The organism is Stutzerimonas stutzeri SDM-LAC (assembly GCF_000235745.1).
In the GTDB taxonomy this organism is placed as follows: domain Bacteria; phylum Pseudomonadota; class Gammaproteobacteria; order Pseudomonadales; family Pseudomonadaceae; genus Stutzerimonas; species Stutzerimonas stutzeri_H.
In genome coordinates this window covers 15,224-39,358 of record NZ_AGSX01000083.1, presented here as the reverse complement: position 1 = coordinate 39,358, position 24,135 = coordinate 15,224, and the positions used below count along the sequence as shown (strand labels likewise).

At 63.4% G+C, this 24,135-nt stretch carries 23 protein-coding genes; 19 read left to right on the top strand and 4 right to left on the bottom strand.

Annotated features, from left to right (window positions below; all coding sequences use genetic code 11):
- The first annotated feature begins 88 nt into the window (after positions 1-88).
- A complete protein-coding gene (locus PSTU_RS0109705) occupies positions 89-742 on the top strand; it encodes a DUF2238 domain-containing protein (protein WP_019340841.1) in 654 nt (217 codons plus the stop codon).
- 15 nt (positions 743-757) lie between these two features.
- On the opposite strand, the gene PSTU_RS20635 is transcribed toward PSTU_RS0109705, so the two are convergent.
- Positions 758-1,165 (bottom strand): VanZ family protein, encoded by a 408-nt coding sequence (locus PSTU_RS20635; protein ID WP_019340840.1) that lies wholly within the window; start codon positions 1,163-1,165, stop codon positions 758-760.
- Positions 1,166-1,552: 387 nt separating this feature from the next.
- Here PSTU_RS20635 and PSTU_RS0109695 point away from each other — a divergent pair, with 387 nt between their 5' ends.
- The 7 genes from PSTU_RS0109695 (at position 1,553) to PSTU_RS0109665 (ending at position 10,069) form a co-directional block, all read left to right on the top strand.
- Positions 1,553-2,674: an MlaE family ABC transporter permease gene (locus PSTU_RS0109695; RefSeq protein ID WP_029404701.1), complete on the top strand. Its 1,122-nt coding sequence runs from the start codon at positions 1,553-1,555 to the stop codon at positions 2,672-2,674.
- Positions 2,671-3,456: an ATP-binding cassette domain-containing protein gene (locus tag PSTU_RS0109690; protein ID WP_019340838.1), complete on the top strand. Its 786-nt coding sequence runs from the start codon at positions 2,671-2,673 to the stop codon at positions 3,454-3,456. The genes PSTU_RS0109695 and PSTU_RS0109690 overlap by 4 nt, the downstream gene beginning before the upstream one ends.
- The gene (locus tag PSTU_RS0109685; protein ID WP_019340837.1) at positions 3,457-4,395 is read left to right on the top strand and encodes an MlaD family protein; all 939 of its coding nucleotides are present in this window, start codon (positions 3,457-3,459) and stop codon (positions 4,393-4,395) included.
- Entirely contained in the window at positions 4,392-5,015 is a 624-nt protein-coding gene (locus PSTU_RS0109680) for an ABC-type transport auxiliary lipoprotein family protein (RefSeq protein ID WP_019340836.1), read from the top strand. The genes PSTU_RS0109685 and PSTU_RS0109680 overlap by 4 nt, the downstream gene beginning before the upstream one ends.
- Positions 5,016-5,125: 110 nt before the next feature.
- Positions 5,126-6,202, top strand: coding sequence for an HlyD family secretion protein (locus PSTU_RS0109675; RefSeq protein WP_019340835.1), 1,077 nt, complete (start codon positions 5,126-5,128; stop codon positions 6,200-6,202).
- Complete coding sequence (rbbA, locus tag PSTU_RS0109670) at positions 6,199-8,940, top strand: ribosome-associated ATPase/putative transporter RbbA (protein ID WP_019340834.1); 2,742 nt, start codon at positions 6,199-6,201, stop codon at positions 8,938-8,940. The genes PSTU_RS0109675 and rbbA overlap by 4 nt, the downstream gene beginning before the upstream one ends.
- Before the next feature lies 1 nt (position 8,941).
- Positions 8,942-10,069, top strand: a complete 1,128-nt coding sequence (locus PSTU_RS0109665; RefSeq protein WP_019340833.1) for an ABC transporter permease — start codon at positions 8,942-8,944, stop codon at positions 10,067-10,069.
- Here the strand turns inward: PSTU_RS0109665 and PSTU_RS20630 are convergent.
- Positions 10,066-10,365 (bottom strand): hypothetical protein, encoded by a 300-nt coding sequence (locus PSTU_RS20630; protein WP_019340832.1) that lies wholly within the window; start codon positions 10,363-10,365, stop codon positions 10,066-10,068. The two genes, PSTU_RS0109665 and PSTU_RS20630, sit on opposite strands and share 4 nt — an antisense overlap.
- Before the next feature lie 332 nt (positions 10,366-10,697).
- On the opposite strand from PSTU_RS20630, the gene rfbB reads away from it, so the two are divergent.
- The 9 genes from rfbB to dctM all read left to right on the top strand — a co-directional run bounded on the left by rfbB (position 10,698) and on the right by dctM (position 20,910).
- Entirely contained in the window at positions 10,698-11,768 is a 1,071-nt protein-coding gene (rfbB, locus tag PSTU_RS0109655; RefSeq protein WP_019340831.1) for a dTDP-glucose 4,6-dehydratase, read from the top strand.
- On the top strand, positions 11,765-12,637 hold the full coding sequence (gene rfbA, locus PSTU_RS0109650; RefSeq protein WP_019340830.1) for a glucose-1-phosphate thymidylyltransferase RfbA: 873 nt from the start codon (positions 11,765-11,767) through the stop codon (positions 12,635-12,637). Before rfbB ends, rfbA begins: the two co-directional genes overlap by 4 nt.
- On the top strand, positions 12,634-13,179 hold the full coding sequence (rfbC, locus tag PSTU_RS0109645) for a dTDP-4-dehydrorhamnose 3,5-epimerase (RefSeq protein WP_019340829.1): 546 nt from the start codon (positions 12,634-12,636) through the stop codon (positions 13,177-13,179). Before rfbA ends, rfbC begins: the two co-directional genes overlap by 4 nt.
- Positions 13,176-14,087, top strand: a complete 912-nt coding sequence (rfbD, locus tag PSTU_RS0109640; protein ID WP_019340828.1) for a dTDP-4-dehydrorhamnose reductase — start codon at positions 13,176-13,178, stop codon at positions 14,085-14,087. Before rfbC ends, rfbD begins: the two co-directional genes overlap by 4 nt.
- Positions 14,088-14,191: 104 nt before the next feature.
- Positions 14,192-15,991 carry a sensor histidine kinase gene (locus tag PSTU_RS0109635; protein WP_019340827.1) on the top strand — a complete coding sequence of 600 codons (1,800 nt, stop codon included), beginning with the start codon at positions 14,192-14,194 and terminating at the stop codon, positions 15,989-15,991.
- A 1-nt stretch (position 15,992) separates the two neighbouring features.
- Positions 15,993-17,384, top strand: a complete 1,392-nt coding sequence (locus PSTU_RS0109630) for a sigma-54-dependent transcriptional regulator (protein ID WP_019340826.1) — start codon at positions 15,993-15,995, stop codon at positions 17,382-17,384.
- Between the two features lie 383 nt (positions 17,385-17,767).
- On the top strand, positions 17,768-18,763 hold the full coding sequence (gene dctP, locus PSTU_RS0109625; protein WP_019340825.1) for a C4-dicarboxylate TRAP substrate-binding protein DctP: 996 nt from the start codon (positions 17,768-17,770) through the stop codon (positions 18,761-18,763).
- Between the two features lie 239 nt (positions 18,764-19,002).
- On the top strand, positions 19,003-19,629 hold the full coding sequence (locus PSTU_RS0109620) for a TRAP transporter small permease (protein WP_019340824.1): 627 nt from the start codon (positions 19,003-19,005) through the stop codon (positions 19,627-19,629).
- On the top strand, positions 19,630-20,910 hold the full coding sequence (dctM, locus tag PSTU_RS0109615; protein WP_019340823.1) for a C4-dicarboxylate TRAP transporter large permease protein DctM: 1,281 nt from the start codon (positions 19,630-19,632) through the stop codon (positions 20,908-20,910).
- 68 nt (positions 20,911-20,978) lie between these two features.
- Here dctM and PSTU_RS0109610 read toward each other — a convergent pair whose 3' ends face one another.
- Positions 20,979-21,587 carry a 2OG-Fe(II) oxygenase gene (locus PSTU_RS0109610; protein WP_019340822.1) on the bottom strand — a complete coding sequence of 203 codons (609 nt, stop codon included), beginning with the start codon at positions 21,585-21,587 and terminating at the stop codon, positions 20,979-20,981.
- 107 nt (positions 21,588-21,694) lie between these two features.
- Here PSTU_RS0109610 and PSTU_RS0109605 point away from each other — a divergent pair, with 107 nt between their 5' ends.
- Positions 21,695-22,447 (top strand): hypothetical protein, encoded by a 753-nt coding sequence (locus PSTU_RS0109605; RefSeq protein ID WP_019340821.1) that lies wholly within the window; start codon positions 21,695-21,697, stop codon positions 22,445-22,447.
- A 25-nt stretch (positions 22,448-22,472) separates the two neighbouring features.
- Here PSTU_RS0109605 and PSTU_RS0109600 read toward each other — a convergent pair whose 3' ends face one another.
- Positions 22,473-23,411: an alpha/beta hydrolase gene (locus PSTU_RS0109600; RefSeq protein ID WP_019340820.1), complete on the bottom strand. Its 939-nt coding sequence runs from the start codon at positions 23,409-23,411 to the stop codon at positions 22,473-22,475.
- A gap of 86 nt (positions 23,412-23,497) precedes the next feature.
- Here PSTU_RS0109600 and PSTU_RS0109595 point away from each other — a divergent pair, with 86 nt between their 5' ends.
- On the top strand, positions 23,498-24,067 hold the full coding sequence (locus tag PSTU_RS0109595; protein WP_019340819.1) for a DUF6436 domain-containing protein: 570 nt from the start codon (positions 23,498-23,500) through the stop codon (positions 24,065-24,067).
- Positions 24,068-24,135 lie beyond the last annotated feature (68 nt).

Below are 24,135 nucleotides of genomic sequence, written 5' to 3'. Positions count from 1 at the left end.
GGTTGGATAAGCCGCGGAATTCATCGGCGGCGGACCCTTGAGTCGTTGCGCTTGTCTGAAAGAACAAGGAGAACGACCAGGAGAACCTATGGCTGCAGACAGACGCCACCGACACTACCTGTTGACCCTGACCGGCATGTTCCTGTTGATCTGGGGCGCGCTGGCGATCAACCCCTTCAACCGCCACGACTGGCTACTGGAGAACCTGTTGGTCGTGGGATTGGCCGCGGCCTTGTTGCTGGGCCACAAGCACTACCTGCCCTCCCGCAGCGCCGCGACGCTGATCTTCCTCTATCTGTGCATCCATCAGCTCGGCGCGCATTACACCTACGCCAATGTGCCCTACAACGACTGGTGGCAGGCCCTGACCGGCGAAGGGCTGAATGAACAGCTGGGCTGGGAGCGCAATCAGTTCGACCGCTTGGCACACTTCAGCTATGGGCTGCTGCTGGCCTATCCAATGCGTGATGTGCTGTTCCGCATGGGCCTGCGCCCGGGGATCTGGAGCCTGATCCTGCCGATAGACATTGTGCTGTCGACCTCGGCGATCTATGAGCTGATCGAATGGTTTGGCGCTGAACTGCTTGATGGCGGCTTGGGGCGCACCTTTCTCGCCACCCAGAATGACCGCTGGGACCCGCAGAAGGATATGGCGCTGGCAGCCGGTGGGGCGCTTATCGCCATGGTCATCACCGCAATCGCTGCGCGTGCGCGGCGCCGGCATCACGAACCGCGGGCGTGACCACCGCCACTGCCCTCAGGGCCGGGCAGCGTCTCCGAGCCGCTCGGGCGAGTCGGATGGCTCGGGATCGGTGGTTACGCCGATCCGGCGCAGGTACCACTGATAAGCGAGGTACGAGCAGCCCCAGCCGAGCAGAACGCCAAGGGTATTGGCAAGCATGTCGCCCAGCGATGCCTGCCGATTGGGCAACAGACTCTGGCCGATCTCGATCAGCGTGGCGGCAGCCAGGCTCACCGCCACCGCCCAGAACACGCGCCATTGTGGGAACGCCAGGCGCAGGGAGAACATCAGCGCGGCAAAGCCAAGCATGTGGTGCAGCTTGTCCTGCTGATCGAACACCTGGGGGACCGGCTCGGGCCGCAGTCCGCTGAACAGGATGACCGCCAGAACCGCAAGGAAGGGCAGGATGCGCAGGTAATTCATAGGCAATCGGTAGCTCTCGCTGGGATCGGAAAAGGGTGAAATTGGCAGGGCCCGGATTGTGGGCAGGATGAAGACGTCAGCAAAGGCGGCGTAATATATCAGCCCGTCGGCGGCAGCCCTCGACGTGGCGCATACCGAGCATGGCCATCGGCGTGCACGCTATGGAGGTCCAAAGCCATCGATAGTTCGTGTGGCCATGTAACAAATTGCGCAGTTGTCGATCAGCTGTCCTTTGCGCAACAGCCGCCAGCCTAAACGTAACCTCAGGATTGCGGTCCGAACTGTTACGATCAGGGCCAATGCCGTGGAGAAACGGCGAGTACCGCGCCCTGCTACCAGCAAAACGGGATATCACTTTTGACGCACCCCACTTCGCTGCCCGGCAGTCTGCAGCGCCAACCGACACAGGACGCACGCGCCGCCACGCTCACCGTCGGCGGCGACTGGACGTTGCAGCACTACGCGACGCTGCGCCGGGAGATCGAACGCACCCGTCGCCAGGTGACTGAAGCCGACCAGATCGAGCTTGGCGCTCTCGGCAAGCTGGACACTGCAGGCGCCGGATTGCTGGTGGAATTGATCGGGCCGGCGCGGGTGGCCCGCCTGAGCGATTGGGCGCCGCAGCTGCCGGAGGAGCGACGCGCACTGCTGACGACCGTCGCCGCCGCGCTGGACCAACCCGAAGCCGAACAGACACCCGAAACCAACGGCCTGGCCGATGTGCTGGCACACGTGGGTCGCACCGTTTCCGGGGTCTGGAATCAGCAGCGCACCCTGCTCGGCTTTATCGGCCTGACCCTGCAGACACTCTTTACCGTCATCCTCAATCCGCGGCGCTGGCGCGTGACCGCACTGGTGGCGCATATCGAGCAGACCGGGCTGGACGCGATCCCCATCGTCGCCCTGCTGACTTTTCTGGTCGGCGCCGTGGTGGCGTTTCTCGGCGCCACGGTGCTGGCCGACTTCGGTGCGACCATCTATACGGTCAATCTGGTGGCGTTTTCCTTTCTGCGTGAATTCGGTGTGCTGCTGGCGGCGATCCTGCTGGCCGGGCGCACCGCCAGCGCCTTCGCCGCACAGATCGGCGCGATGAAATCCAACGAAGAGATCGACGCCATTCGCACCCTTGGCTTGAGCCCCGTCGAGCTGCTGGTGCTGCCGCGCGTACTGGCGATGCTGATCACCCTGCCGATCCTGACCTTTATCGGCATCCTCAGCGGCATTGTCGGCGGGCTGGTGGTCTGTTCGCTGGCGCTGGACATCTCGCCGGCGATGTTCTTCACCATCCTGCAGCGCGATATTCCGCTCAATCACTTCCTGGTCGGCATCGGCAAGGCACCCGTGTTCGCCTTCCTGATTGCGGTGATCGGCTGCCTGGAAGGCTTCAAGGCCAGCGGCAGCGCCCAGTCGGTGGGCGAGCACACCACCTCCAGCGTGGTGCAGTCGATTTTCATGGTGATCCTGCTCGATGCGATCGCCGCGCTGTTCTTCATGGAGATGGGCTGGTGAATGACGATCCCGTGATTCAGGTCCAGGGGCTGGTCAACCGCTTCGGCAACCAGGCGGTGCACGTCAATCTCGACCTGGATATCCGTCGCGGCGAGATTCTGGGCGTAGTCGGCGGCTCCGGCACCGGCAAGTCGGTATTGCTGCGCAGCATTGTCGGCTTGCGTCAGCCCAACGCCGGCAGCGTCAAGGTGTTCGGCGAAAACCTGCTGAAGCTTTCAGCCCAGCGCCGCTCGGAAGTCGAGCGACGCTTCGGCGTGCTGTTCCAGCGCGGCGCCCTGTTCACCTCGCTCAACCTCCAGGAAAACGTCGCCCTGCCGCTGATCGAGCACATCGGCCTCAAGCGCGCCGACGCCGAACACCTGGCGCGGCAGAAGCTGGCCCTGGCCGGGCTGCCACCGGAAGCGGCCTGCAAATACCCTGACGAGCTGTCCGGCGGCATGGTCAAGCGCGCCGCGCTGGCCCGCGCGCTGGCATTGGACCCGGAGGTGCTGTTTCTCGACGAGCCCACCGCCGGGCTCGACCCGATCGGCGCCGCTGCCTTCGATCAATTGATCCTCACCCTGCGCGATGCGCTGGGCTTCAGCGTGTTCCTGGTCACCCACGACCTCGATACGCTGTACACCATTTGTGACCGCATTGCCGTCCTGGCGCAGAAACGCGTACTGGTGGTCGACACGCTGGAAAAGGTCGCCGCGACCGACGACCAGTGGATTCGCGAATACTTTCATGGCCCGCGTGGCCGCGCCGCGCACGACGCCGCGCAACGGTTGGAGAGCCTATAAATGGAAACCCGTGCCCATCACGTATTGATCGGTTTGTTCACCGTGGTCGCGGTCGGCTGCGCGCTGCTGTTCGCGCTGTGGCTAGGCAAATCCAGCATCGACCGCGAATACAGCTACTACGACATCGGCTTCAGCCAGGCCGTCAGCGGGCTGTCGAGCGGCAGCTCGGTGGAATACAGCGGCATCAAGGTGGGCGACGTCGTCCAGCTATGGCTGGAGCCGGATGATCCGCGCAAGGTCCGCGCGCGCATTCGTGTCTACGGCGGCACGCCGATCAAGACCAATACCCAGGCGCGCCTGGCGCTGGCCAATATCACCGGTAGCATGGTCATCCAGCTGCACGGCGGCACCCCGGACGCGCCGCGGCTCGAAGGTGAACGCGATGATCCGCCGTTGATCATCGCCGACCCGTCCTCGCTCAGCGCCCTGCTGGAAAACGGCGAAGACCTGATGAGCAACATCAACAGCCTGCTGCTCAGCGCCAACCAGATCTTCTCCGAGGAAAACACCACACGCCTGAGCCGCACGCTGGAGCACCTGGAACAAGCTACCAGCGTGCTGTCGGAGCAACGCGGCGATCTGGCCCAGACGCTCCAGCAATTCAACCAGCTGAGCCAGCAGGCCAATACCGTGATGGGCGAGCTGTCGAGCCTGGCGCATAACGCCAATGAGCTGCTCGATGATCAGGGCCGCAGCGTGCTGGACAGCGCGGCGCAGTCCATGAGCACGCTAGACCGCACCACCGCACGGCTGGACCAGCTGCTGGAAGACAACCAGGGCGCGCTGAACAATGGCATGCAGGGCTTCAACGAGCTCGGTCCGGCGATCAATGAACTACGCAGCACCCTCGGCGCACTGCGCCGGGTCACCCAGCGCCTGGAAGACAACCCCAGCGGCTTCCTGCTTGGCCGCGACAAACTGCAGGAGTTCAAGCCATGAGCCTTCGCTACCGTTCCGTCTGCCGCCTCGCCGTGCTCGGGTTGTTCACAGCACTCGCCGCCTGTTCGATCCTGCCGGAATCCGAAACCCTGCGGGTCTTCCTGCTGCCAACCACCCCAGCGCAGCAGCAGGCCAGTGAGCCAACGACGCAGCAGGCGCTGCGCATCAACACGCCGCAGGCCAGCCGAATCCTTGCCAGCCAGCGCATCGCCGTGGTGCCGCAGGGGAACCAGATCAGTGCCTATCAGGCGGCGCGCTGGAGCGATGCCGCGCCGATGCTCCTGCGCGACCGGCTGATCGAGGGGTTCCAGCGCGATGGGCGGATGCCCTCGGTGAGCAACGAAGACGTCAATCTCTATGCCGATCTCAGCCTGCACAGCAATCTGCGCGCGTTCCAGAGCGTCTATGTCGATGGCAAGCCGGTGGTGGTGATCACCCTCGATGCGCGGCTGGTCAATCGCAACGACCAGCACACCCTGGCCAACCGCCGCTTCGAAGTACGCCGGCCAAGTGCCGACCCCAGCGTGGAAAGCGTGGTCGAGGCGTTCGGTCTGGCCAGCGACCGGCTCAGCGCCGACATCATCGACTGGACACTGCACCACGCCAGCCAGCTGCCCTGAACAAATGCCGTGCGCTAGGCGCTAATCGCGCCGGAATTGATCCAGATACACATACCCGGCGCGCGACGGTCCTAAGATGATTCCGGTCGTTCAACAGCCGGAGCAGTGTCATGAGTCAACCACGCACCCGAGCCGCACTCAAGGTTGTCGCGGCCGCCGCCGTGATTGCCGTCATCGGGGCGCTGCTGTGGAGCGAATTGCGCCCCAGCGGCCTCGGCGAAGGGTTCGCCAGCGGTAATGGTCGCATCGAAGCGACCGAGATTGATGTCGCCACCAAGAGCCCGGGACGGGTGCTTGAAATCCTCGTGGACGAGGGTGACTTCGTCCAGCCGGGCCAGCTGCTGGCACGTATGGATACCGAGGTGCTCCAGGCGCAACTGAACCAGGCGCGTGCGCAGGTCCGCCAGGGCGAGAACGCGATTCTCACGGCGCAGGCCATGGTCACCCAGCGCGAGAGCGAACGGGCCACCGCCGAAGCCGTCGTCACCCAGCGCCGCGCCGAGCTGACGGCCGCGCAGAAACGCCATCAACGCACCGAAACGCTGGTGGCACGCAATGCCATGGCGCGCCAGCAATTGGACGACGATCTCGCTGCAATGCAGAGCGCCCAGGCGGCGCTGGCGGCGGCGCGCTCGCAGGTCATCTCCGCCGACGCCGGAATTGCGGCAGCGAAGTCACAGGTGATCGAGGCGCAGTCAGCCGTCGAGGCGGCACAGGCCGGCGTCGAGCGCCTGCAGGCAGATATCCGCGACAGCGCGTTGCAGAGTGACCGAACCGCTCGGGTGCAATATCGCGTGGCGCAACCCGGCGAGGTGCTCGGCGCGGGCGGCAAGCTGCTCAACCTGGTCGACCTGGCCGACGTCTACATGACCTTCTTTCTTCCCGAGCGCCAGGCCGGCCGCGTGGCAATCGGCGCCGAGGTGCGCCTGGTGATCGACGCCGCGCCGCAGTACGTCATCCCGGCCAAAGTCAGCTATGTGGCCAGCGTGGCGCAATTCACACCGAAGACCGTGGAAACCGAAAGCGAGCGCGAGAAGCTGATGTTCCGGGTCAAGGCGCGTATCGATCCCGAACTGCTCAAGCGCCACATGGAGCAGGTCAAGACCGGCCTGCCGGGCATGGCCTACCTGAAGCTCGACGCTGACAGCGAGTGGCCCGCCGACCTGCAGATCAATGTCACGCCATGAGCGAGCCGCTCGATTCTGTGGTGCAGGTGGCCGGGGTCAGCCTGCTGTATGGCAAGACGCGTGCGCTGGATGAGCTGACGCTGAGTTTGCCCGCGCGATGCATGGTCGGCCTGATCGGCCCCGATGGCGTGGGCAAATCCAGCCTGTTGGCGCTGATTTCCGGGGCGCGCAAGCTCCAGCAAGGCACGCTAGAGGTGCTCGGCGGTGACATCGCTGACGCCGGCCACCGGCGCAGGGTCTGCCCGCGCATCGCTTATATGCCGCAGGGCCTGGGCAAGAATCTTTATCCAACACTGACTGTGCGCGAAAACCTCGAGTTTTTTGGCCGCCTGTTCGGCCAGGCGGCTGAGGAGCGCCACTGGCGCATTGCCGAACTGACGCGCAGCACGGGCCTCGCGCCCTTCCTCGAACGCCCGGCGGGCAAGCTCTCCGGTGGCATGAAGCAGAAGCTCGGCCTCTGCTGCGCGCTGATCCACGACCCCGACCTGCTGATCCTCGATGAGCCCACCACCGGCGTCGACCCGCTGTCGCGCGCGCAGTTCTGGGAACTGATCGAACGCATCCGCAGCGAGCGCCCACAGATGAGCGTATTGGTCGCCACCGCCTACATGGACGAGGCGCAGCGCTTCGACCATCTGGTAGCGATGGACGCCGGCCAGGTGCTGGCCACAGGCACGCCGGCCGAGCTGCTGGCGCGCACTGGCAGCGACTCGCTGGAGCACGCCTTTATCCGCCTGCTGCCTGAAGCCAAGCGCAGCCAGCATCGCGAACTGATCATTCCGCCACAGCCGCACAGTGACAGCATCGCCATCGAGGCCCATGGCCTGACCATGCGTTTCGGTGATTTCGTTGCGGTGGACCGGGTCAACTTCCGCATCGCGCGCGGCGAGATCTTCGGCTTTCTCGGCTCCAACGGCTGCGGCAAGACCACCACCATGAAGATGCTCACCGGCCTGCTGCCGGCCAGCGAGGGCGACGCCCTGCTGTTCGGCAAACCGGTGGACCCACACGACATGCAGACCCGCCAACGGGTCGGCTACATGTCCCAGGCCTTCTCGCTGTACAGCGAGCTGACGGTGCGGCAGAACCTCGAGCTGCATGCACGACTGTTCCACCTGCCGGCCGAACGGCGCGGGCCGCGCGTGCAGGAGATGCTCACCCGCTTCGACCTCAGCGGCGATGCCGAAAGCCTGCCCAGCAGCCTGCCGCTGGGCGTGCGCCAGCGCCTGTCGTTGGCGGTGGCGGTGATCCACAACCCGGAAATCCTCATCCTCGACGAACCCACCTCGGGGGTCGATCCGGTGGCCCGCGACGGCTTCTGGGAGCTCCTGGCGCAGCTGTCACGCGAAGACGGCGTGACCATCTTCATCTCCACCCACTTCATGAACGAGGCACAGCGCTGCGACCGCATTTCGCTGATGCACGCCGGGCGCGTGCTCGACAGCGACACGCCGCAGGCGCTGATGGCCAAGCGCGGCCTGCCGACGCTGGAACAGACCTTTATCGCCTACCTGGAGGAAGCCGCCGCCGCACATGCCACTGAACAGCCAGCAGCGCCTCCTGCCGCGACCCGCAACCCGATCCGACCGGCCGACAACAATGGCCGCCAGGCCCGCTTCAGCCTGCGCCGTCTGCTCAGCTACACCCGCCGCGAAGCCATGGAGCTGCGCCGCGACCCGATCCGTGCAACGTTGGCGATGCTAGGCAGCGTGCTGCTGATGTTCATCATGGGTTATGGCGTCAGCTTCGACGTGGAGAACCTGACCTACGCCGTGCTCGACCGCGACCAGACCACCACCAGCCAGCACTACCTGCTGAACATCGCCGGCTCGCGCTACTTCTTGGAAAAGCCGGCGCTGGCCAGCCATGCGGAACTGGACGCACGTTTGCGCAGCGGCGATATCAGCCTGGCGGTGGAAATCCCGCCCAATTTCGGCCGCGACCTCAAACGCGGGGCCGTGCCTGAAGTTGCATTCTGGATCGACGGGGCCATGCCCATGCGCGCCGACACCATCAAGGGCTATGTGCAGGGCATCCATCTGACCTACCTGCAGCAACTGGCCCGCGAAGCCGGTGTCGAGGCGCAACTGGCCCCGGCCGATGTCGCCATCCGCTACCGCTACAACCCCGACGTGCAGAGCCTGCCGGCCATGGCACCGGCGATGATCCCGCTGCTGCTGATGATGATCCCGGCGATGCTCACCGCGCTTGGTGTGGTGCGCGAGAAGGAGCTGGGCTCGATCACCAACTTCTACGTCACCCCGACCACCCGCCTGGAATTCCTGCTCGGCAAGCAGCTGCCCTACATCGCCCTGGGCATGTTCAACTTCGCCACCCTGGCGTTGCTGGCGGTGTTTGTCTTCGGCATTCCAATCAAAGGCAGCATCCTCACCCTCTGCCTTGGCGCCCTGCTCTACGTGGCCTGCGCCACCGGGCTGGGCCTGTTGATGTCCTCGATCCTCAACAGCCAGATCGCGGCGATCTTCGGCACCACCATCGTCACGCTGCTGCCGGCGATTCAGTTCTCCGGGCTGATCCATCCGACCTCGGCCATGGAAGGCGCCGGCGCCTTTATCGGCAAGCTCTATCCCACCACGCATTTTCTGATCATCAGCCGCGGGGTGTTTTCCAAGGCGCTGGGCCTGGCCGAGCTATACCCCTATTTCATTCCGATGCTACTGGCGATTCCGCTGCTGACCCTGCTCAGCGTCGCCGGTCTGCGCAAGCAGGAGAAATGACATGGGCGGCCTGCGACGCAAGCTCGGCAACATCATCCAGCTCGGCCTCAAGGAGCTGCGCAGCCTCTACCGCGACCCGGCGATGTTGGTGCTGATCATCTATTCGTTCACCCTGGCCATCTACGAAGGCGCCACCGCCGTGCCCGAGGCGCCACACCGCGCCAGCATCGCCGTGGTCGACGAGGACCGCTCTCAGGCCTCGCTGCGCATCGTCAACGCCTTCCAGTTGCCCTACTTCATCGAGCCCAAGGCCATCACCCTGCAGCAGATGGACAGCGGCATGGACAACGGCCTTTACACCTTCACCCTGAACATCCCGCCGCGCTTCCAGCAGGACCTGCTCGCCGGCCGCCAGCCGACCATCCAGCTCAACGTCGATGCGACCCAGGTCAGCCAGGCCTTCACCGGCGCCGGGCACATCCAGCAGATCATCGCCAGCGAGACCGCCGAGTTCGTTCGCCGCTACCGCAGCGGTGACGCCTTACCGGTCGAGGCGGTGGTGCGCACGGCCTTCAATCCCAACCTGAATCGGGCCTGGTTCGGCGCCGTGAACGAGGTGATCAACCAGATCACTATGCTGGCGATCATCCTCACCGGCGCCGCGCTGATCCGCGAGCGCGAGCACGGCACCATCGAACACCTGCTGGTGATGCCGGTGACGCCATTCGAAATCATGGTCGGCAAGGTCTGGGCGATGGGGCTGGTGGTGCTGGCGGCAGCGGCCTTCGCCCTGCGCTTCGTCGTCGAGGGCTGGCTCGATATCCCGATTCAGGGCTCGCTGCTGCTGTTCGCTGGCGGCGCGGCGCTGCACCTGTTCGCCGCCACCTCGATGGGCATCTTCTTCGGCACGGTGGCGCGCTCCATGCCGCAATTGGGGCTGCTGGTAATTCTCACGCTGATTCCGTTGCAGATCCTCTCCGGCGGCGTGACCCCGCGCGAGAGCATGCCGGCGCTGATCCAGCACATCATGCTGGTGGCGCCGACTACGCATTTCGTCGAGCTGGCGCAGGCCATCCTGTTCCGTGGCGCCGGCGTCTCGGTGATCTGGCCACAACTGCTGGCGCTGCTGGCGATCGGCGCGGTGTTTTTCCTCGGCGCGTTGTCGCGGCTGCGCCAGTCGTTGCGTTAGTGATCGCCACCGGTGGGAGGGTCGCCGTCCGGCGACGACCGCAATTCGACCTCGAACACTGAGCCACCCGCGGCGTGTTCTACCCCGGTCAGGGCACTGACCAGCTGCAGCTGGCGGTCGAAGCTTGATTGGATTTGCGCCACCCGCGACACCATGCGACGACTGGCGATGCGTACGCCGGGGTCCTCGCAGGCCATCATTTCGAACGAATGGGTTGTCAGGGCGTCGCTCAGCTGCGACAGGCTACGTACGGTCAAGCTCAGCAGCTCGGCCAGTTGATCATTACAAGTGTGCATTCCATTGCCACCCAGGGGTTGATATCGCCGTGATGTTACTGCATTTTTGCCGCCATTTTGCATCGCCGTTTTTGGTCGAATAATCGCGACCTCTGGCTGATCGCTGACGAGCGTGTGGCACGCACGGCAACCCGGCAAGAAAACGAACGATCTGCCCCGGCCTGGGCAACAGGGCTCTGGCTAGCGGTTTGCCGGGACAACGCCGGTCGGCACATTCACAGCCACTCGTGACTCACCGTCGTGAGCGGGAATTTTTGTATTTCCGGCAGGTCTATCCTGCCGACATGCCAAGAGCCTGTAGCTCTGTAGCGCGCCAAGGAAGCCTCTCAATCATGCGCATTCTCGTTACCGGCGGAGCCGGATTCATCGGCTCTGCTCTGATCCGCCATCTGATCCAAGACACCGAGCACAGCGTGCTCAACCTGGACAAGCTGACCTACGCTGGCAATCTCGAGTCGCTGGCCGAAGTCCACGGCAGTGACCGCTATCAGTTTCTCCAAGCCGACATCGCCGACCGCGACCGGGTAAGCGAGGCGCTGCTGGAGTTCCAGCCGGACGCCATCATGCACCTGGCCGCCGAGTCGCACGTCGATCGCTCTATCGATGGCCCGGCCGAGTTCATCCAGACCAATATCGTCGGCACTTATCAACTGCTCGAAGCGACTCGTGCCTACTGGCAGACCCTGCCCGTCGAGCGCCGCGAGGCGTTCCGCTTCCACCACATCTCAACCGACGAGGTGTATGGCGATCTGCACGGCGTCGACGATCTGTTCACCGAAACCACACCCTACGCGCCGAGCTCACCGTATTCGGCCAGCAAGGCCTCGTCCGATCATCTGGTTCGCGCCTGGCAGCGCACCTACGGCTTGCCGGTGCTGATCACCAACTGCTCGAACAACTACGGCCCGTATCACTTCCCCGAGAAGCTGATCCCGCTGGTCATCCTCAATGCGCTGGATGGCAAGCCGCTGCCGGTCTACGGCAACGGCACCCAGGTGCGTGACTGGCTGTTCGTCGAGGACCATGCGCGCGCGCTGTTCCAGGTGGTCAGTAAGGGAGAGGTCGGCGAGACCTACAACATCGGCGGCCACAACGAGCAGAAGAACATCGACGTGGTACGCGGTATCTGCGCCCTGCTCGAAGAGCTGGCGCCGCACAAGCCCGAGGGCCTCGAGCGTTTCGAGGATCTGATCACGTTCGTCAAGGACCGCCCGGGCCACGACCTGCGCTACGCCATCGACGCCAGCAAGATCGAGCGTGAACTCGGCTGGGTCCCGCAGGAAACCTTCGAGACCGGCCTGCGCAAGACCGTGCAGTGGTACCTCAACAACCTCGAATGGTGCCGTCGCGTCCAGGACGGCAGCTATCAACGCGAGCGCCTTGGCGCGCTGGAGAACGCATGAAAGGAATCATCCTCGCCGGAGGCTCCGGCACCCGCCTGCACCCCATCACCCTGGGCGTATCCAAGCAGCTGCTGCCAATCTATGACAAGCCGATGGCCTACTACCCCATCTCGGTGCTGATGCTCGCCGGGATTCGCGACATCCTGCTGATTTCCACACCGCAGGACCTGCCGCAGTACCGCAACCTGCTGGGCGATGGCAGCCAGTTCGGCATCAGCATCAGCTACGCCGAGCAGCCCTCGCCGGACGGTCTGGCGCAGGCCTTTCTGATCGGTGAAGAGTTCATCGGCACCGACTCGGTGTGCCTGATCCTGGGCGACAACATCTTCCACGGCCAGCACTTCACCGAGAAGCTGCAGCGCGCCTCTCATCAGGAGAAGGGCGCAACGGTCTTCGGTTACTGGGTCAAGGACCCGGAGCGCTTCGGCGTGATCGACTTCGACGAAAACGGCAAGGCGCTGTCCATCGAGGAGAAGCCAGCCAAGCCGAAATCCAGCTACGCCGTGACCGGTCTGTACTTCTACGACAACGATGTGGTCGAGATCGCCAAGTCGATCAAGCCGTCGCCGCGCGGCGAGCTGGAAATCACTGACGTGAACAACGCCTACCTCAAGCGCGGCGATCTGAATGTCGAGCGCTTCGGCCGCGGCTTCGCCTGGCTCGACACCGGAACCCACGACAGCCTGCTGGAAGCCTCGCAGTACGTGCAGACCATCGAGCATCGCCAAGGACTCAAGGTCGCTTGCCTGGAAGAGATCGCCTACCAACACAAATGGATCGATCGCGAGCAGCTGCTACGCCGCGCCGACGCCCTGGGCAAGACCGGCTACGGACAGTACCTGTTCAAGCTGGCGGGTGAAGACGCATGAAAGTCATCGAAACCGACATTCCCGATGTGTTGATCATCGAGCCGAAGGTGTTCGGTGACGAGCGCGGCTTTTTCTACGAAAGCTTCAACGCGGCGGCTTTCGAGGCGGCGACAGGCGTCACGCGCAGCTTCGTTCAGGACAACCACTCCAAGTCCCAGCGCGGCGTGCTGCGCGGGCTGCACTATCAGATCCAGCAGCCGCAGGGGAAGCTGGTGCGGGTCGTCGCCGGCGAGGTGTTCGACGTAGCGGTGGATCTGCGCCGCAGCTCGCCCAGCTTCGGTCGCTGGGTCGGGGTGAACCTGAGCGCACAAAACCAGCGCCAACTGTGGATTCCGGAAGGGTTCGCGCATGGCTTCGTGGTACTCAGCGAAAGCGCTGAATTTCTCTACAAAACTACCGACTACTACGCCCCCGCCCACGAACGCTCTTTGCTCTGGAACGACCCGCAGATCGGCATCGACTGGCCATTTACCGAGCCGCCTCAGCTGTCGCAGAAAGACATCGACGGCAAGGTGCTCAGCGAGGCAGAACTGTTTCCATGAAGATCCTTATCACCGGCAGCACGGGACAGTTGTCCCGTGAGCTGCAATTGGCGCTTGCCGGTGAAGGCAAGGTGCTTGCGCTCGGCCATAAGCTGCTGGACCTGGCCGAACCGACACAGATCCGTCGCCAGGTTCGTCTGCTACGCCCGGATCTGATCGTCAACGCAGCCGCCTATACAGCCGTCGACTCGGCGCAAGGCGACCGCGAGCGAGCCTTCGCGGTGAACGCTATCGGCCCTGGTGTGCTGGCAGAGGAAGCGGCAGCCCTGGGTGTACCGCTGATCCACTACTCCACCGATTACGTGTTCGACGGCAGCAAGACCGAACCCTACACGGAGGAGGACTTGCCGGCTCCGTTGAGCGTATACGGGGCGAGCAAGCTGGCCGGTGAGCAGGCGATTCAGGCTGTAGGCGGCGATCACCTGATCCTGCGCACCAGTTGGGTCTACTCGCTGCATGGGCGCAACTTTCTGCTGACCATGCAGCGCTTGTTACAGGAGCGCGACGCGCTGTCGGTGGTCGATGACGAGATCGGGGCGCCCACCTGGGCTGGCACTATCGCCGGAGTCACTGCCGAGATAGTGCGTAAACGACGCGCGGGTACCGGTGGGCCTGGTGGGCTCTATCACCTGACCGCCAGCGGCGAGACGTCCTGGTACGGCTTCGCCTGCCATATCGCCCGTCACCTGCATAACCAGGGCCTGCTGCGCGCGCGGGTCGAGCCGATCCTGTCTATCGACTACCCCACCGCAGCTCAGCGCCCGCTCAATTCCCGCCTCAGCTGCGCGCGTTTGCAGCATGACTGGCAGATTACGCTGCCCGATTGGGAAACCGCCCTGCACCAGTGCCTTGGCAGTGTGTCCCATGTTCAGGCTGATCTCGCCGCAGCTGCTGCACAAAGCGTCTAATCGCACCGACAGTGCTGAACGCGCCGGCTGTCCCGTTCACCCGGCAGTAAGCACCGACGATGGCCGTGCGTGCATAATGGCGCCCGAACCACAGGCGCATCTGCATGAGCTCACCCGATTCCCCCCGCCGTCCTCGCTGGCGCAACCTTGCGCTGGTTGCGCTGTTGCTGGCGCCGCTGCTGTGGCCGCTGCAACAACTGGCGGAGCGTTATTACAGCAATGAGCTGATCGAGCAGAACCGCCAGACCCTCGACCTCTATGTCGCCAACCTGCTTGGCTCATTGCGCCGTTATGAAGTGCTGCCGCGCATCCTCGGCGATCTGCCGACCCTGCGCACGGCGCTGCGCCAGCCTGACAACCCAGCCGCCAAGGACCAGGCCAACCGCCTGCTGGACCAACTGCGCAAGGAAACCGGCGCCGATGTGATCTATCTGATGGCGCCTGACGGCAATACGCTGGCCGCGTCGAACTGGAGCGAGGAAGACAGCTTCGTCAGCCGCAATTTTGCCTTCAGACCCTATTTCCGAGAGGCGATGGCCGGCGAGCTGGGTCGCTTCTTCGGCCTCGGCACCACGTCTGGCAAGCGCGGCTACTATTTCGGCGCTGCGGTACGCGATGGCGACGAAACCCTTGGGGTACTGGTGGTCAAGGTGGACCTGGACCATACCGAGACACTATGGGGCAGCACGCCCGAGCAACTGATGGTGACCGACGGTTTTGGCGTGGTGATTCTTACCTCCAAGCCGGAATGGCGGTTCCGCGCCAGCCGCGCGCTGGATGCCGAGGAGCGTGAGCAGATTGCCTCCGACCGCCCCTACCCCACGCTCGAACCGCGGGATCTGACACTCGATATCGATACCTGGCTGATCCAGAGCCGTGAACTCAAGGAAACCGGCTGGACGGTGCGCATCCTGGCGCCGATCAGCCTGGTCGAGCGACCCGTGCAGACGGTCGTCGCGATTGGCGCCGCCACCCTCGCCGCGCTCCTGCTGTTGCTTGGCTTGCTGATGCAACGGCGCCGCCATTACCTCGAGCGTATTGCGCTGGATGCCAAGGCGCGCCAACAGCTCGAACGCCGTGTGCAGGAGCGGACACAGGACCTCGAAGCCCTGAACAGCCGGCTCAAGGACGAGGTCCTGGAGCGCGAGCAAGCCCAGCAAGAGCTGGTTCGTGCACAGGATGAGCTGTTGCAGGCCGGCAAGCTGTCGGCGCTCGGCACCATGTCCGCCAGCATCAGCCATGAACTCAATCAGCCGCTCGGGGCGATCCGCAGCTATGCCGACAATGCTGGCGTCCTGCTCGACCAGCAGCGCAACGACGAGGCGCGCGACAACCTCAAGCTGATCAGCGAGCTGACCGCACGCATGGCCTCGATCATTGCTCATCTGCGCGCATTTGCCCGGCGCGACCGCCATGCACCCGAGCGCGTCGCGCTGCAGCCGGCACTGGATGACGCGCTGGCATTGCTGGCCAAGCGACGCCAGGCCATGGGCGTCGAACTGATTCGCGACCTGCCCGACGCCACGCTCTGGGTGCAGGCCGGCGAGACGCGGCTGCGGCAGATCATCTCCAACCTCTTGAGCAACGCGCTGGACGCCCTGGTGGAGCGCCCGCCGGTGCGGCGCATCTGGCTGCGCGCGGAGCGCCAGGACGAGGGTGTGCTGCTGACCTTGCGCGATAACGGCCCGGGTTTTTCCGACGAGGCGATGCAACGTGCCCGCGAGCCCTTCTTCACCACCAAGACCAGCGCTCAGGGGTTGGGCTTGGGATTGGCTATCTGCGATACCCTGGCCCGCGCCCTGGACGGTGAACTGATCTTGGCCAACCATCCCGAAGGCGGCGCACAGATCAGTCTCTATTTGCACTGCGCCGACCCCGGCGTCGCCTTTCCGAGCGAGGACTAGCATGACCCACCCGATCGACCCGCAGACTCAGGTCATCCTGGTCGATGACGATCCGCATCTGCGTAAGGCGCTGAGCCAGACCCTCGACCTCGCCGGGCTCAAGGTGCTCAGCCTGAGTGATGCGCGCGGCTTGCCGGGCATGTTGCCCCCGGACTGGGGCGGCGTGGTGGTCAGCGACATCCGCATGCCTGGCATCGACGGCCTGGAGCTGCAACAACAACTGCAGGCGATCGACCGCGAGCTGCCGGTTCTGCTGATTACCGGCCATGGCGATATCCAGCTGGCGGTTCAAGCCATGCGGGCCGGCGCCTATGACTTTCTCGAAAAGCCCTTTCCCAGCGAGGCGCTGCTCGATAGCGTGCGCCGCGCCCTTGCCCTGCGCCAACTGGTGCTGGACAACCGCAGCCTGCGGCTGGCCCTGGCCGACCGCCAACAGCTGTCGACCCGCCTGCTCGGCCAATCTGCCGCCATGCAGCGCCTTCGTGAGCAGATCGGCGCGCTCGCCGGAACCCAGGCCGATGTGTTGATTCTTGGCGAAACCGGGGCTGGCAAAGAAGTCGTGGCCCGTGCGCTGCACGACCTTTCCAGCCGCCGCAGCGGCCCGTTCGTTGCGATCAATGCCGGAGCGCTGGCCGAATCGGTGGTCGAAAGCGAGCTGTTCGGCCACGAAGCCGGAGCCTTTACCGGCGCGCAGAAGCGTCGCATCGGCAAGTTCGAATTCGCCAACGGCGGCACCCTGTTCCTCGACGAGATCGAGAGCATGAGCCTGGATGTGCAGGTCAAGCTGCTGCGCATGCTGCAGGAGCGGGTCGTCGAGCGCCTGGGTGGTAACCAATCGATCCCCCTGGATATCCGCGTGATCGCTGCGACCAAGGAGGATTTGCGCCAGGCCGCTGACCAGGGCCGCTTCCGTGCCGACCTCTACTACCGCCTGAATGTCGCGCCGCTGCGCATTCCGCCGTTGCGCGAGCGCAGCGAGGACCTGTTGTTCCTGTTCCAGCATTTTGCCGAGACCGCCGCCAACCGCCACGCCCTGCCGATCCGTGAACTGCGTGCCGAGCAGCGCGCACAGCTGCTTCGGCATGCCTGGCCAGGCAATGTGCGGGAATTACAAAACACCGCCGAACGCTTCGCGCTGGGTCTCGAGCTGGGGCTCGATGATCCCGCCCGCGCCGCCGACGACAGCGGTGCCGGCGCAGCCAATGGGCTGGGTGAGCAGGTGGAGGCCTTCGAGCGTGCCTTGATCGCAGCCGAACTGGCGCGGCCTCATAGCTCGCTGCGCAGCGTTGCCGAAGCCCTGGGCCTGCCACGCAAGACGCTGCACGACAAGCTGCGCAAGCACGGCCTGGCGTTCAATGATGCTGGCGGAACCCCGCCTGATGATGGCGAATAGCTGGCGGTTTTCCGCCAATCCTGGGCGACATTCAGGACATCTGCCTTTTCGCTGCCTGCAGACACGCTACCGAAACATCTTTGTGGCTGCATTCAATCCCGTCATCCATATCATGTGGATGGCGGTAGAACTTGCAGGCTAGAGCGGACTAGCTGAGAAACATTCGTCAGTATTTTGCCATCATGCGAGTAAACTGCCGCGTCACGGGAAGCAGGCAGCCATTCTGGCACAGCACTTGCTCCCGCTATTCCATGGACCGACAAGCCGAGTCGTCGTCCGGCCCAGCGATTTATTCAATGACGCCTAGACTTGTCTTGCTGGTTACAGCCGAGCCCTCTGCCACGTAGCGTGGGGCTCAATTCACAACAAGAGGAAACACAACAATGTTCAAGCTGACTGCTACCGCGCTCGCCTGTGCTCTGTCCCTCGGTATGGCAAGCCTGGCTCAGGCCGCCGACCCGATCCTGATCAAGTTCTCCCACGTGGTTGCCGAGAACACCCCGAAAGGTCAGGGTGCCATCATGTTCAAGAAGCTCGTTGAAGAGCGTCTGCCCGGCAAGGTAGAAGTCCAGGTTTACCCGAACTCGTCCCTGTTCGGCGACGGCAAGGAAATGGAAGCACTGCTGCTGGGCGACGTACAGCTGATCGCGCCGTCGCTGGCCAAGTTCGAGCATTACTCCAAGGGCGTACAGGTGTTCGACCTGCCGTTCCTGTTCGACAACATCCAGGCGGTTGACCGTTTCCAACAGAGCGATGCCGGCCAGAAGCTGCTGAGCTCGATGGAAGACAAGAACATCACCGGCCTGGCCTACTGGCACAACGGCATGAAGCAGCTGTCGGCCAACAAGGAACTGCGTGAGCCGAAGGATGCCCGTGGTCTGAAGTTCCGCGTACAGGCTTCCGCTGTACTGGACGAGCAGTTCAAGGCCCTGCGCGCCAACCCGCGCAAGATGAGCTTCGCCGAGGTCTATCAGGGCCTGCAGACTGGCGTTGTAAACGGTGCCGAGAACCCCTACTCGAACATCTACTCGCAGAAAATGCATGAAGTGCAGAAGCACATCACCGAGTCCGACCACGGTCTGCTCGACTACATGCTGATCACCAACACCAAGTTCTGGGAAGGTCTGCCGGAAGACGTGCGCACCGAGCTGGACCAGATCATCGACGAGGTCACCGTTGAGGTGAACAAGCAGGCCGATGACCTGAACCAGAAAGCCAAGCAGGACATCCTGGCTGCCGGTACTACCGAAATCCTCGTTCTGACTCCGGAAGAGCGTGCCAAGTGGCGCGAAGCCATGAAGCCGGTTTGGAGCAAGTTCGAGAACGACATCGGTGCCGACCTGATCAAGGCCGCCGAAGAAGCCAACAAGGCCAAGTAAGCCTTGCCGGAGGGCAGCCACAAGCTGCCCTCCGCGTTCCGACTAGAGCAACACCAGCCACATCGACAGACCAGTGAAAAGACAACCCAGCCAGGCAATACCTACGACGCGGTGATCCCGAGCCAGCTGCCTGTACAACAAGAGTTTTTCATTGCTCTGTCACCCGGTTACCCGACCGGCCCATGGCGCACGTTCTGTACGCCCACCGAAACACAGCAATCCATCAGGAGATGTCATCCATGAACGCCCTCTGGCGCGTCTGGGACCACTTCGAAGAAGCGTTTATCGCCTTCCTTCTGGCCGCCATGACATTGGTGACCTTCGTTTACGTGGTCTTGAACAACCTTTACACCGTGTTCTACAGCCTGGCGGATTCGTATCCGGCAGCAGAGGACTTCTTCTTCAGCATTGGCGACTTCGTAATTGGATTCGCGCAGTCCATGACATGGAGCACGGCGCTGACCAAGGCGCTGTTCGCCTGGCTGATCTTCTCCGGCCTGGCCTACGGCGTACGCACCGCCGGCCATATTGGCATCGACGCCCTGGTGAAACTGGCGCCACGCCACGTCCAGCGCTACATCGGCTTTGTGGCCTGCCTGTTCTGCCTCGGCTATGCGGGCCTGCTGGCATTCGCCAGCTTCAACTGGATCTCGGCCCTGTTCACCGCAAATATCGGTGCCGAAGACCTCGGGCATTTCGGTGTAAAGCAATGGCACATCGGCATGATCGTGCCGATCGGATTCGCTATGGTCTTTATCCGTTTCGCCGAAATCTTCGTGCGCATCCTGCGTAACGAACAAAGTGGCCTGGGCTTGGCAGACGAAGCCGCCGAAGCCGCGAAACTGGGCGCAGAGGAGCCGAAGTAAATGACCATTCTGTTCCTCTTTGTCGCGCTCTTCGCGCTGATGTTCATCGGCGTGCCGGTGGCCGTATCCCTCGGTCTGGCCGGCTCGTTGACGATCCTGCTGTTCAGCCCGGATTCGGTCACCTCGCTGGCGATCAAGCTGTTCGAGACGTCCGAGCACTACACGCTGCTGGCGATACCATTCTTCCTGCTGGCTGGCGCATTCATGACCACCGGCGGCGTCGCCAAGCGACTCATCGATTTCGCCAACGCCAGCGTCGGTCATATCCGCGGCGGCCTGGCCATCGCGGCCGTACTGGCCTGCATGCTGTTTGCTGCGCTGTCCGGTTCCTCTCCGGCAACGGTAGCCGCGGTTGGCTCCATCGCGATTGCCGGCATGGTCCGCTCCGGTTACCCGCAGGCATTCGGCGCCGGCATCGTCTGCAACGCCGGTACGCTGGGCATCCTGATCCCGCCGTCGATCGTCATGGTGGTCTATGCCGCCGCCACCGAGACCTCGGTGGGCAAGCTGTTCATGGCGGGTGTCGTGCCGGGTCTGCTGCTGGGTCTCGCGCTGATGATCGCCATCTACATCATCGCCGTGAAAAAGAACCTGCCGGCGCTGCCGCGCGCGACGTTCCGCGAATGGTTGTCTTCCGCCCGCAAGGCCATCTGGGGCCTGCTGCTGATGGTGATCATCCTCGGCGGGATCTATTCCGGCATGTTCACCCCGACCGAAGCGGCAGCAGTAGCCGCCGTGTACTCGGCCTTCATCGCGCTGTTCGTCTACAAGGACATCACGATTCGTGACTGCCCCAAGGTGCTGCTGGAGTCGGGCAAGCTGACCATCATGCTGATGTTCATCATCGCCAACGCCATGCTCTTTGCGCATGTACTGACCACCGAGCAGATCCCGCAACAGATCACCGCCATGGTGCTCGAAGCCGGACTGCAACCGTGGATGTTCCTGCTGGTGGTAAACATCGTGCTGCTGGTGGCCGGTGCCTTCATGGAGCCGTCGGCGATCATCCTGATCCTGGCGCCGATCCTGTTCCCGATTGCGACACAGCTGGGCATCGACCCGATCCACCTGGGCATCATCATGGTGGTCAACATGGAGATCGGTCTGATCACGCCGCCGGTGGGCCTGAACCTGTTCGTTGCCTCGGCGGTAACGGGCATGCCGGTGACTCAGGTGATTCGCGCTGTAATGCCATGGCTGGCGATGATGCTGGCATTCCTGGTACTGATTACCTACCTGCCGTGGATCTCGTTGGCCCTGCCAGAGATGCTCGGGATGTAACGTCCAGGCGTTTAGTCGACTCGAACTTCAGCCCGGCCTTGCGCCGGGCTTTTCGTGTCGGCAGCCGATTACAGTGCCAGCGCGTCCACCGGACGACGGCGGAACCAGCCGGTCAGCGACAACCGGTCAGCGTGCGTAACCTTCACCTCATGTGGAAAGTCGCCGGACAGGAAAACCAGGAGATCTCCCGCAAGCGGCGGGATGTCACGCTGCGATCCGTCAGCGAAATGCATGCGCAGCTCGCCGCCATCAGCCGGTTGCCAGTCCGGGTTGAGGTAGACCACCGCAGTAACGCAGCGGCTGTCGTCATCACGGAAGCGATCCAGATGCGTCTTGTAGAAGGCACCTGGCGGGTACAGGGCGAAATGGCATTCGAACTCTTCCAGGCCAAGAAACAGCGTCTGGTTCAGACGTTGACGAAGCCCATCCATCAGCTCCAGGTAGCTGTCACACAAATGCGACTGCCCCGGTTCGAGCCACTGGATCTGGTCACCCCGAATGCCTTCGCGAACCATCAACGCATCGCCGCGGCCGATACCTGCCGGGGCCAGGTCACCTTGTGCTTCGCGCTTGCGGCACTCCGCTGCCAAACCAAGGGTCAGATCGTCTGACAGGAATGAATGACGCAGCGACCAGCCATGCTCGGCAAGGTCGTCAATGATGGGATCGAACTGCAAGGAAGAGACTCCGAAAGGACTGTTTCGGAGTCTAGCAGCAGCGCTTTCGCGCCTCGACAGCTGCCGTCAGGGCGCTGAAAATAAACTGCCCGCCAACAGGAGCTTCCATGCGCGCTTTAATCGCTTGTGTATTACTTGCCTTCAGCTGCAGCACCCTCGCAGACGTCTACGACGAACTGTACGAAACCGCCGGTTGGACCGAACAACGCGCCAACTTCAACGATGCCCTGACCGTCGCCCAGCAGCGCTACAAGAACACTCTGCCACCGGCGGTGTACCAGGCGCTGGTGACCAACAGCAATCGCCGTTTCGCGGTCAATGCCATCGATCAGCGGGCCAAGCAGGCGCTGCGCGAGAACCTCGCCAATCCGCAACCGGCGCTGGATTTTTTTCAGTCGCCACTAGGCCACAAGGTGGTCGCGGCCGAGACGCTGGCTGGGCGCCGTGAGCAATTGGCGCGATATGAAAACGGCATCCCGCGCATCGAGGCCGGCAGCAACCGGCAGTTGCTGATCCGCCATCTTGCCCAGGCGATACCGGCCGCCGAAGCGGGTGCGGAGGTCAGCCTGGCGCTGGCCGGCGTCGCGGCCGATAGCCTCAGCCAGATGATTCCTGGCCTGCTCGGCGGTGGTCAGGCGCAGGGTTTGTTGAACAGCCAGCGCGAGCGCCTGCAGCAGCAGGTCGAAAGCGATCTGGACAACACGCTGCTGTACATCTATCGCGACCTCTCTGATGCCGAACTGGAGGAGTTCGTCCAGTTCGCCCAGTCGGAAGCCGGCCAGCATTACTACAGCGCAGCGCTGCAAGCCCTGCGTGCCGGGCTTGCCGTGGGATTGAGCGGCAACGAGATCCAGGCCTGAGCGGCCTCTCAGCCGGCGCGCCGGGCTATTTCAACCGCTCGCTGAGAAACCCGAAATATTCACGACGCAGGGCTTCCTGTTCGTTGACCAGGTGATGCCGCGCCGTGGGTAGCCGAAGGATTTCCGGGGCGGCGAACTTGTCTTGCAGGACCGGCAGGTTGTGTTGCCAGTCGACCGTCATATCGGCCTCACCCTGGACAATCAACGGACTGAGCGGGCTGGTCGGGGCGCCTTCGATGCGCTGAATCCACCGCGACAGTGCGCCCACCCATGCGGTTGGCAAGATATCCGGCTGCAGTGGATCGCTGGATTGGATGAACTGGAGAAACGCCGGATCGCCTGAATTTTCACTGAAGCTTCGGGGAATCTGCTTGACGAAGCGCCGCATCACTTCATAACTGAGGCGTGACCATCCCCAGGCGCGGGGCCGCACCAGCGGCGCCAGCAGAATGCTCTGCCCCAGCGCGGGGTGCACCGGCTGACAGAGCAGATAATCCAGCACGATGGCAGCGCCGGTGCTCTGGCCCAGCAGATGCCACGGCCGCGGCAGATTCATCGCAGCAGCTTCATGCAACAGGCCCTGCAACACCGCCTGGTATTCGTCGAATTCGTTGATGCTGGCGCGTGGCCCACTGGACAACCCATGCCCCGGCAGGTCGCAGGCGAGCACGGCGAAGCCCATGCGCAACCCCCAATCCACCACGTGTCGGTACAGGCCCATATGGTCGTAGTAACCGTGAAACATCAGCAGTGTCGCGACCGGCTGCTCGGGGCACCAACTCTGCGCCACCACTTCATAACCGTGTACCTGAAACCGCCCCAGGCGCCGCTGAATACCCCGGTGGTGAGGCAGATCCAGCCCGTAGTAGGTCTGATAGAAACGTGCATCGGCGGTCAGCTCGGCTGCGTGGCGAAGCGGGCTTAATTGCGCGCGGAGAGCGTCGGGATCGATTCGCGAAGGCATGAACGGTTTTCTTGCTAGGGGTAAGTGCGATATTCAGCTCTGCAGCGCGACGTGGCAAGCTGGCGCATCCATCCAAGAGCGCCATCATGTCCGTACGCAACAAGTATCTGATCGCAGCGCTCGTTGCCCTGCTCTGGGGCATCGCCATGCTGGCCGCCTTCTGGTGGTTCGAGGCGCGCTACCTGCGCACCTTCGAGAACGAGCGCACAGAATTGTTCTACGGCGAGGTGCTGCGCCTGCCAACCGAACTGCAGGGCCCTGGACCGGTGCGCTTCGTCCACTTCTGGGACCCGAGCTGCCCGTGCAACGTCGGCAACCAACAGCATCTGGAGGAGTTGCTCAAGCGCTTCGCCGGACAACCGGTCGAGTTCTACGAAGTGCGTAAGCCCGGCAGCAAAGGCCGCCTGCCGGCGCCTTTGGCTGCGCTGAAGCCGCTGGACGATCTGGCCGGCGCCGAGCAACTTCCGGCCAGCCCGGCTGTAGGCATCTGGGACCAGAGCGGCGAACTGGTCTATATCGGGCCTTACAGCGAGGGTGCGGTGTGCAGTTCGGACAACAGCTTCGTCGAGCCTATCCTCGAGGCGGTGCTCGCCGGGCGCAAGGTCCGCGCTACCCATTCGCTGGCGGTGGCTTGTTTCTGCGACTGGCAGCGGTGATGGCTGCGATGAACAAACTTGATCGGAATCAAACGATAGTCATTATCAACTAAACGAGAATTGCTCCC

What these genes read in the sequence shown, in the direction of transcription:
- PSTU_RS0109705 (WP_019340841.1), top strand. Translation starts at nt 89, where the DNA reads ATGGCTGCAGACAGACGCCACCGACACTACCTGTTGACCCTGACCGGC.
- PSTU_RS20635 (WP_019340840.1), bottom strand. Translation starts at nt 1,165, where the DNA reads ATGAATTACCTGCGCATCCTGCCCTTCCTTGCGGTTCTGGCGGTCATC.
- PSTU_RS0109685 (WP_019340837.1), top strand. Translation starts at nt 3,457, where the DNA reads ATGGAAACCCGTGCCCATCACGTATTGATCGGTTTGTTCACCGTGGTC.
- PSTU_RS0109680 (WP_019340836.1), top strand. Translation starts at nt 4,392, where the DNA reads ATGAGCCTTCGCTACCGTTCCGTCTGCCGCCTCGCCGTGCTCGGGTTG.
- PSTU_RS0109675 (WP_019340835.1), top strand. Translation starts at nt 5,126, where the DNA reads ATGAGTCAACCACGCACCCGAGCCGCACTCAAGGTTGTCGCGGCCGCC.
- rbbA (WP_019340834.1), top strand. Translation starts at nt 6,199, where the DNA reads ATGAGCGAGCCGCTCGATTCTGTGGTGCAGGTGGCCGGGGTCAGCCTG.
- PSTU_RS0109665 (WP_019340833.1), top strand. Translation starts at nt 8,942, where the DNA reads ATGGGCGGCCTGCGACGCAAGCTCGGCAACATCATCCAGCTCGGCCTC.
- PSTU_RS20630 (WP_019340832.1), bottom strand. Translation starts at nt 10,365, where the DNA reads ATGCACACTTGTAATGATCAACTGGCCGAGCTGCTGAGCTTGACCGTA.
- rfbB (WP_019340831.1), top strand. Translation starts at nt 10,698, where the DNA reads ATGCGCATTCTCGTTACCGGCGGAGCCGGATTCATCGGCTCTGCTCTG.
- rfbA (WP_019340830.1), top strand. Translation starts at nt 11,765, where the DNA reads ATGAAAGGAATCATCCTCGCCGGAGGCTCCGGCACCCGCCTGCACCCC.
- rfbC (WP_019340829.1), top strand. Translation starts at nt 12,634, where the DNA reads ATGAAAGTCATCGAAACCGACATTCCCGATGTGTTGATCATCGAGCCG.
- rfbD (WP_019340828.1), top strand. Translation starts at nt 13,176, where the DNA reads ATGAAGATCCTTATCACCGGCAGCACGGGACAGTTGTCCCGTGAGCTG.
- PSTU_RS0109635 (WP_019340827.1), top strand. Translation starts at nt 14,192, where the DNA reads ATGAGCTCACCCGATTCCCCCCGCCGTCCTCGCTGGCGCAACCTTGCG.
- PSTU_RS0109630 (WP_019340826.1), top strand. Translation starts at nt 15,993, where the DNA reads ATGACCCACCCGATCGACCCGCAGACTCAGGTCATCCTGGTCGATGAC.
- dctP (WP_019340825.1), top strand. Translation starts at nt 17,768, where the DNA reads ATGTTCAAGCTGACTGCTACCGCGCTCGCCTGTGCTCTGTCCCTCGGT.
- PSTU_RS0109620 (WP_019340824.1), top strand. Translation starts at nt 19,003, where the DNA reads ATGAACGCCCTCTGGCGCGTCTGGGACCACTTCGAAGAAGCGTTTATC.
- dctM (WP_019340823.1), top strand. Translation starts at nt 19,630, where the DNA reads ATGACCATTCTGTTCCTCTTTGTCGCGCTCTTCGCGCTGATGTTCATC.
- PSTU_RS0109605 (WP_019340821.1), top strand. Translation starts at nt 21,695, where the DNA reads ATGCGCGCTTTAATCGCTTGTGTATTACTTGCCTTCAGCTGCAGCACC.
- PSTU_RS0109600 (WP_019340820.1), bottom strand. Translation starts at nt 23,411, where the DNA reads ATGCCTTCGCGAATCGATCCCGACGCTCTCCGCGCGCAATTAAGCCCG.
- PSTU_RS0109595 (WP_019340819.1), top strand. Translation starts at nt 23,498, where the DNA reads ATGTCCGTACGCAACAAGTATCTGATCGCAGCGCTCGTTGCCCTGCTC.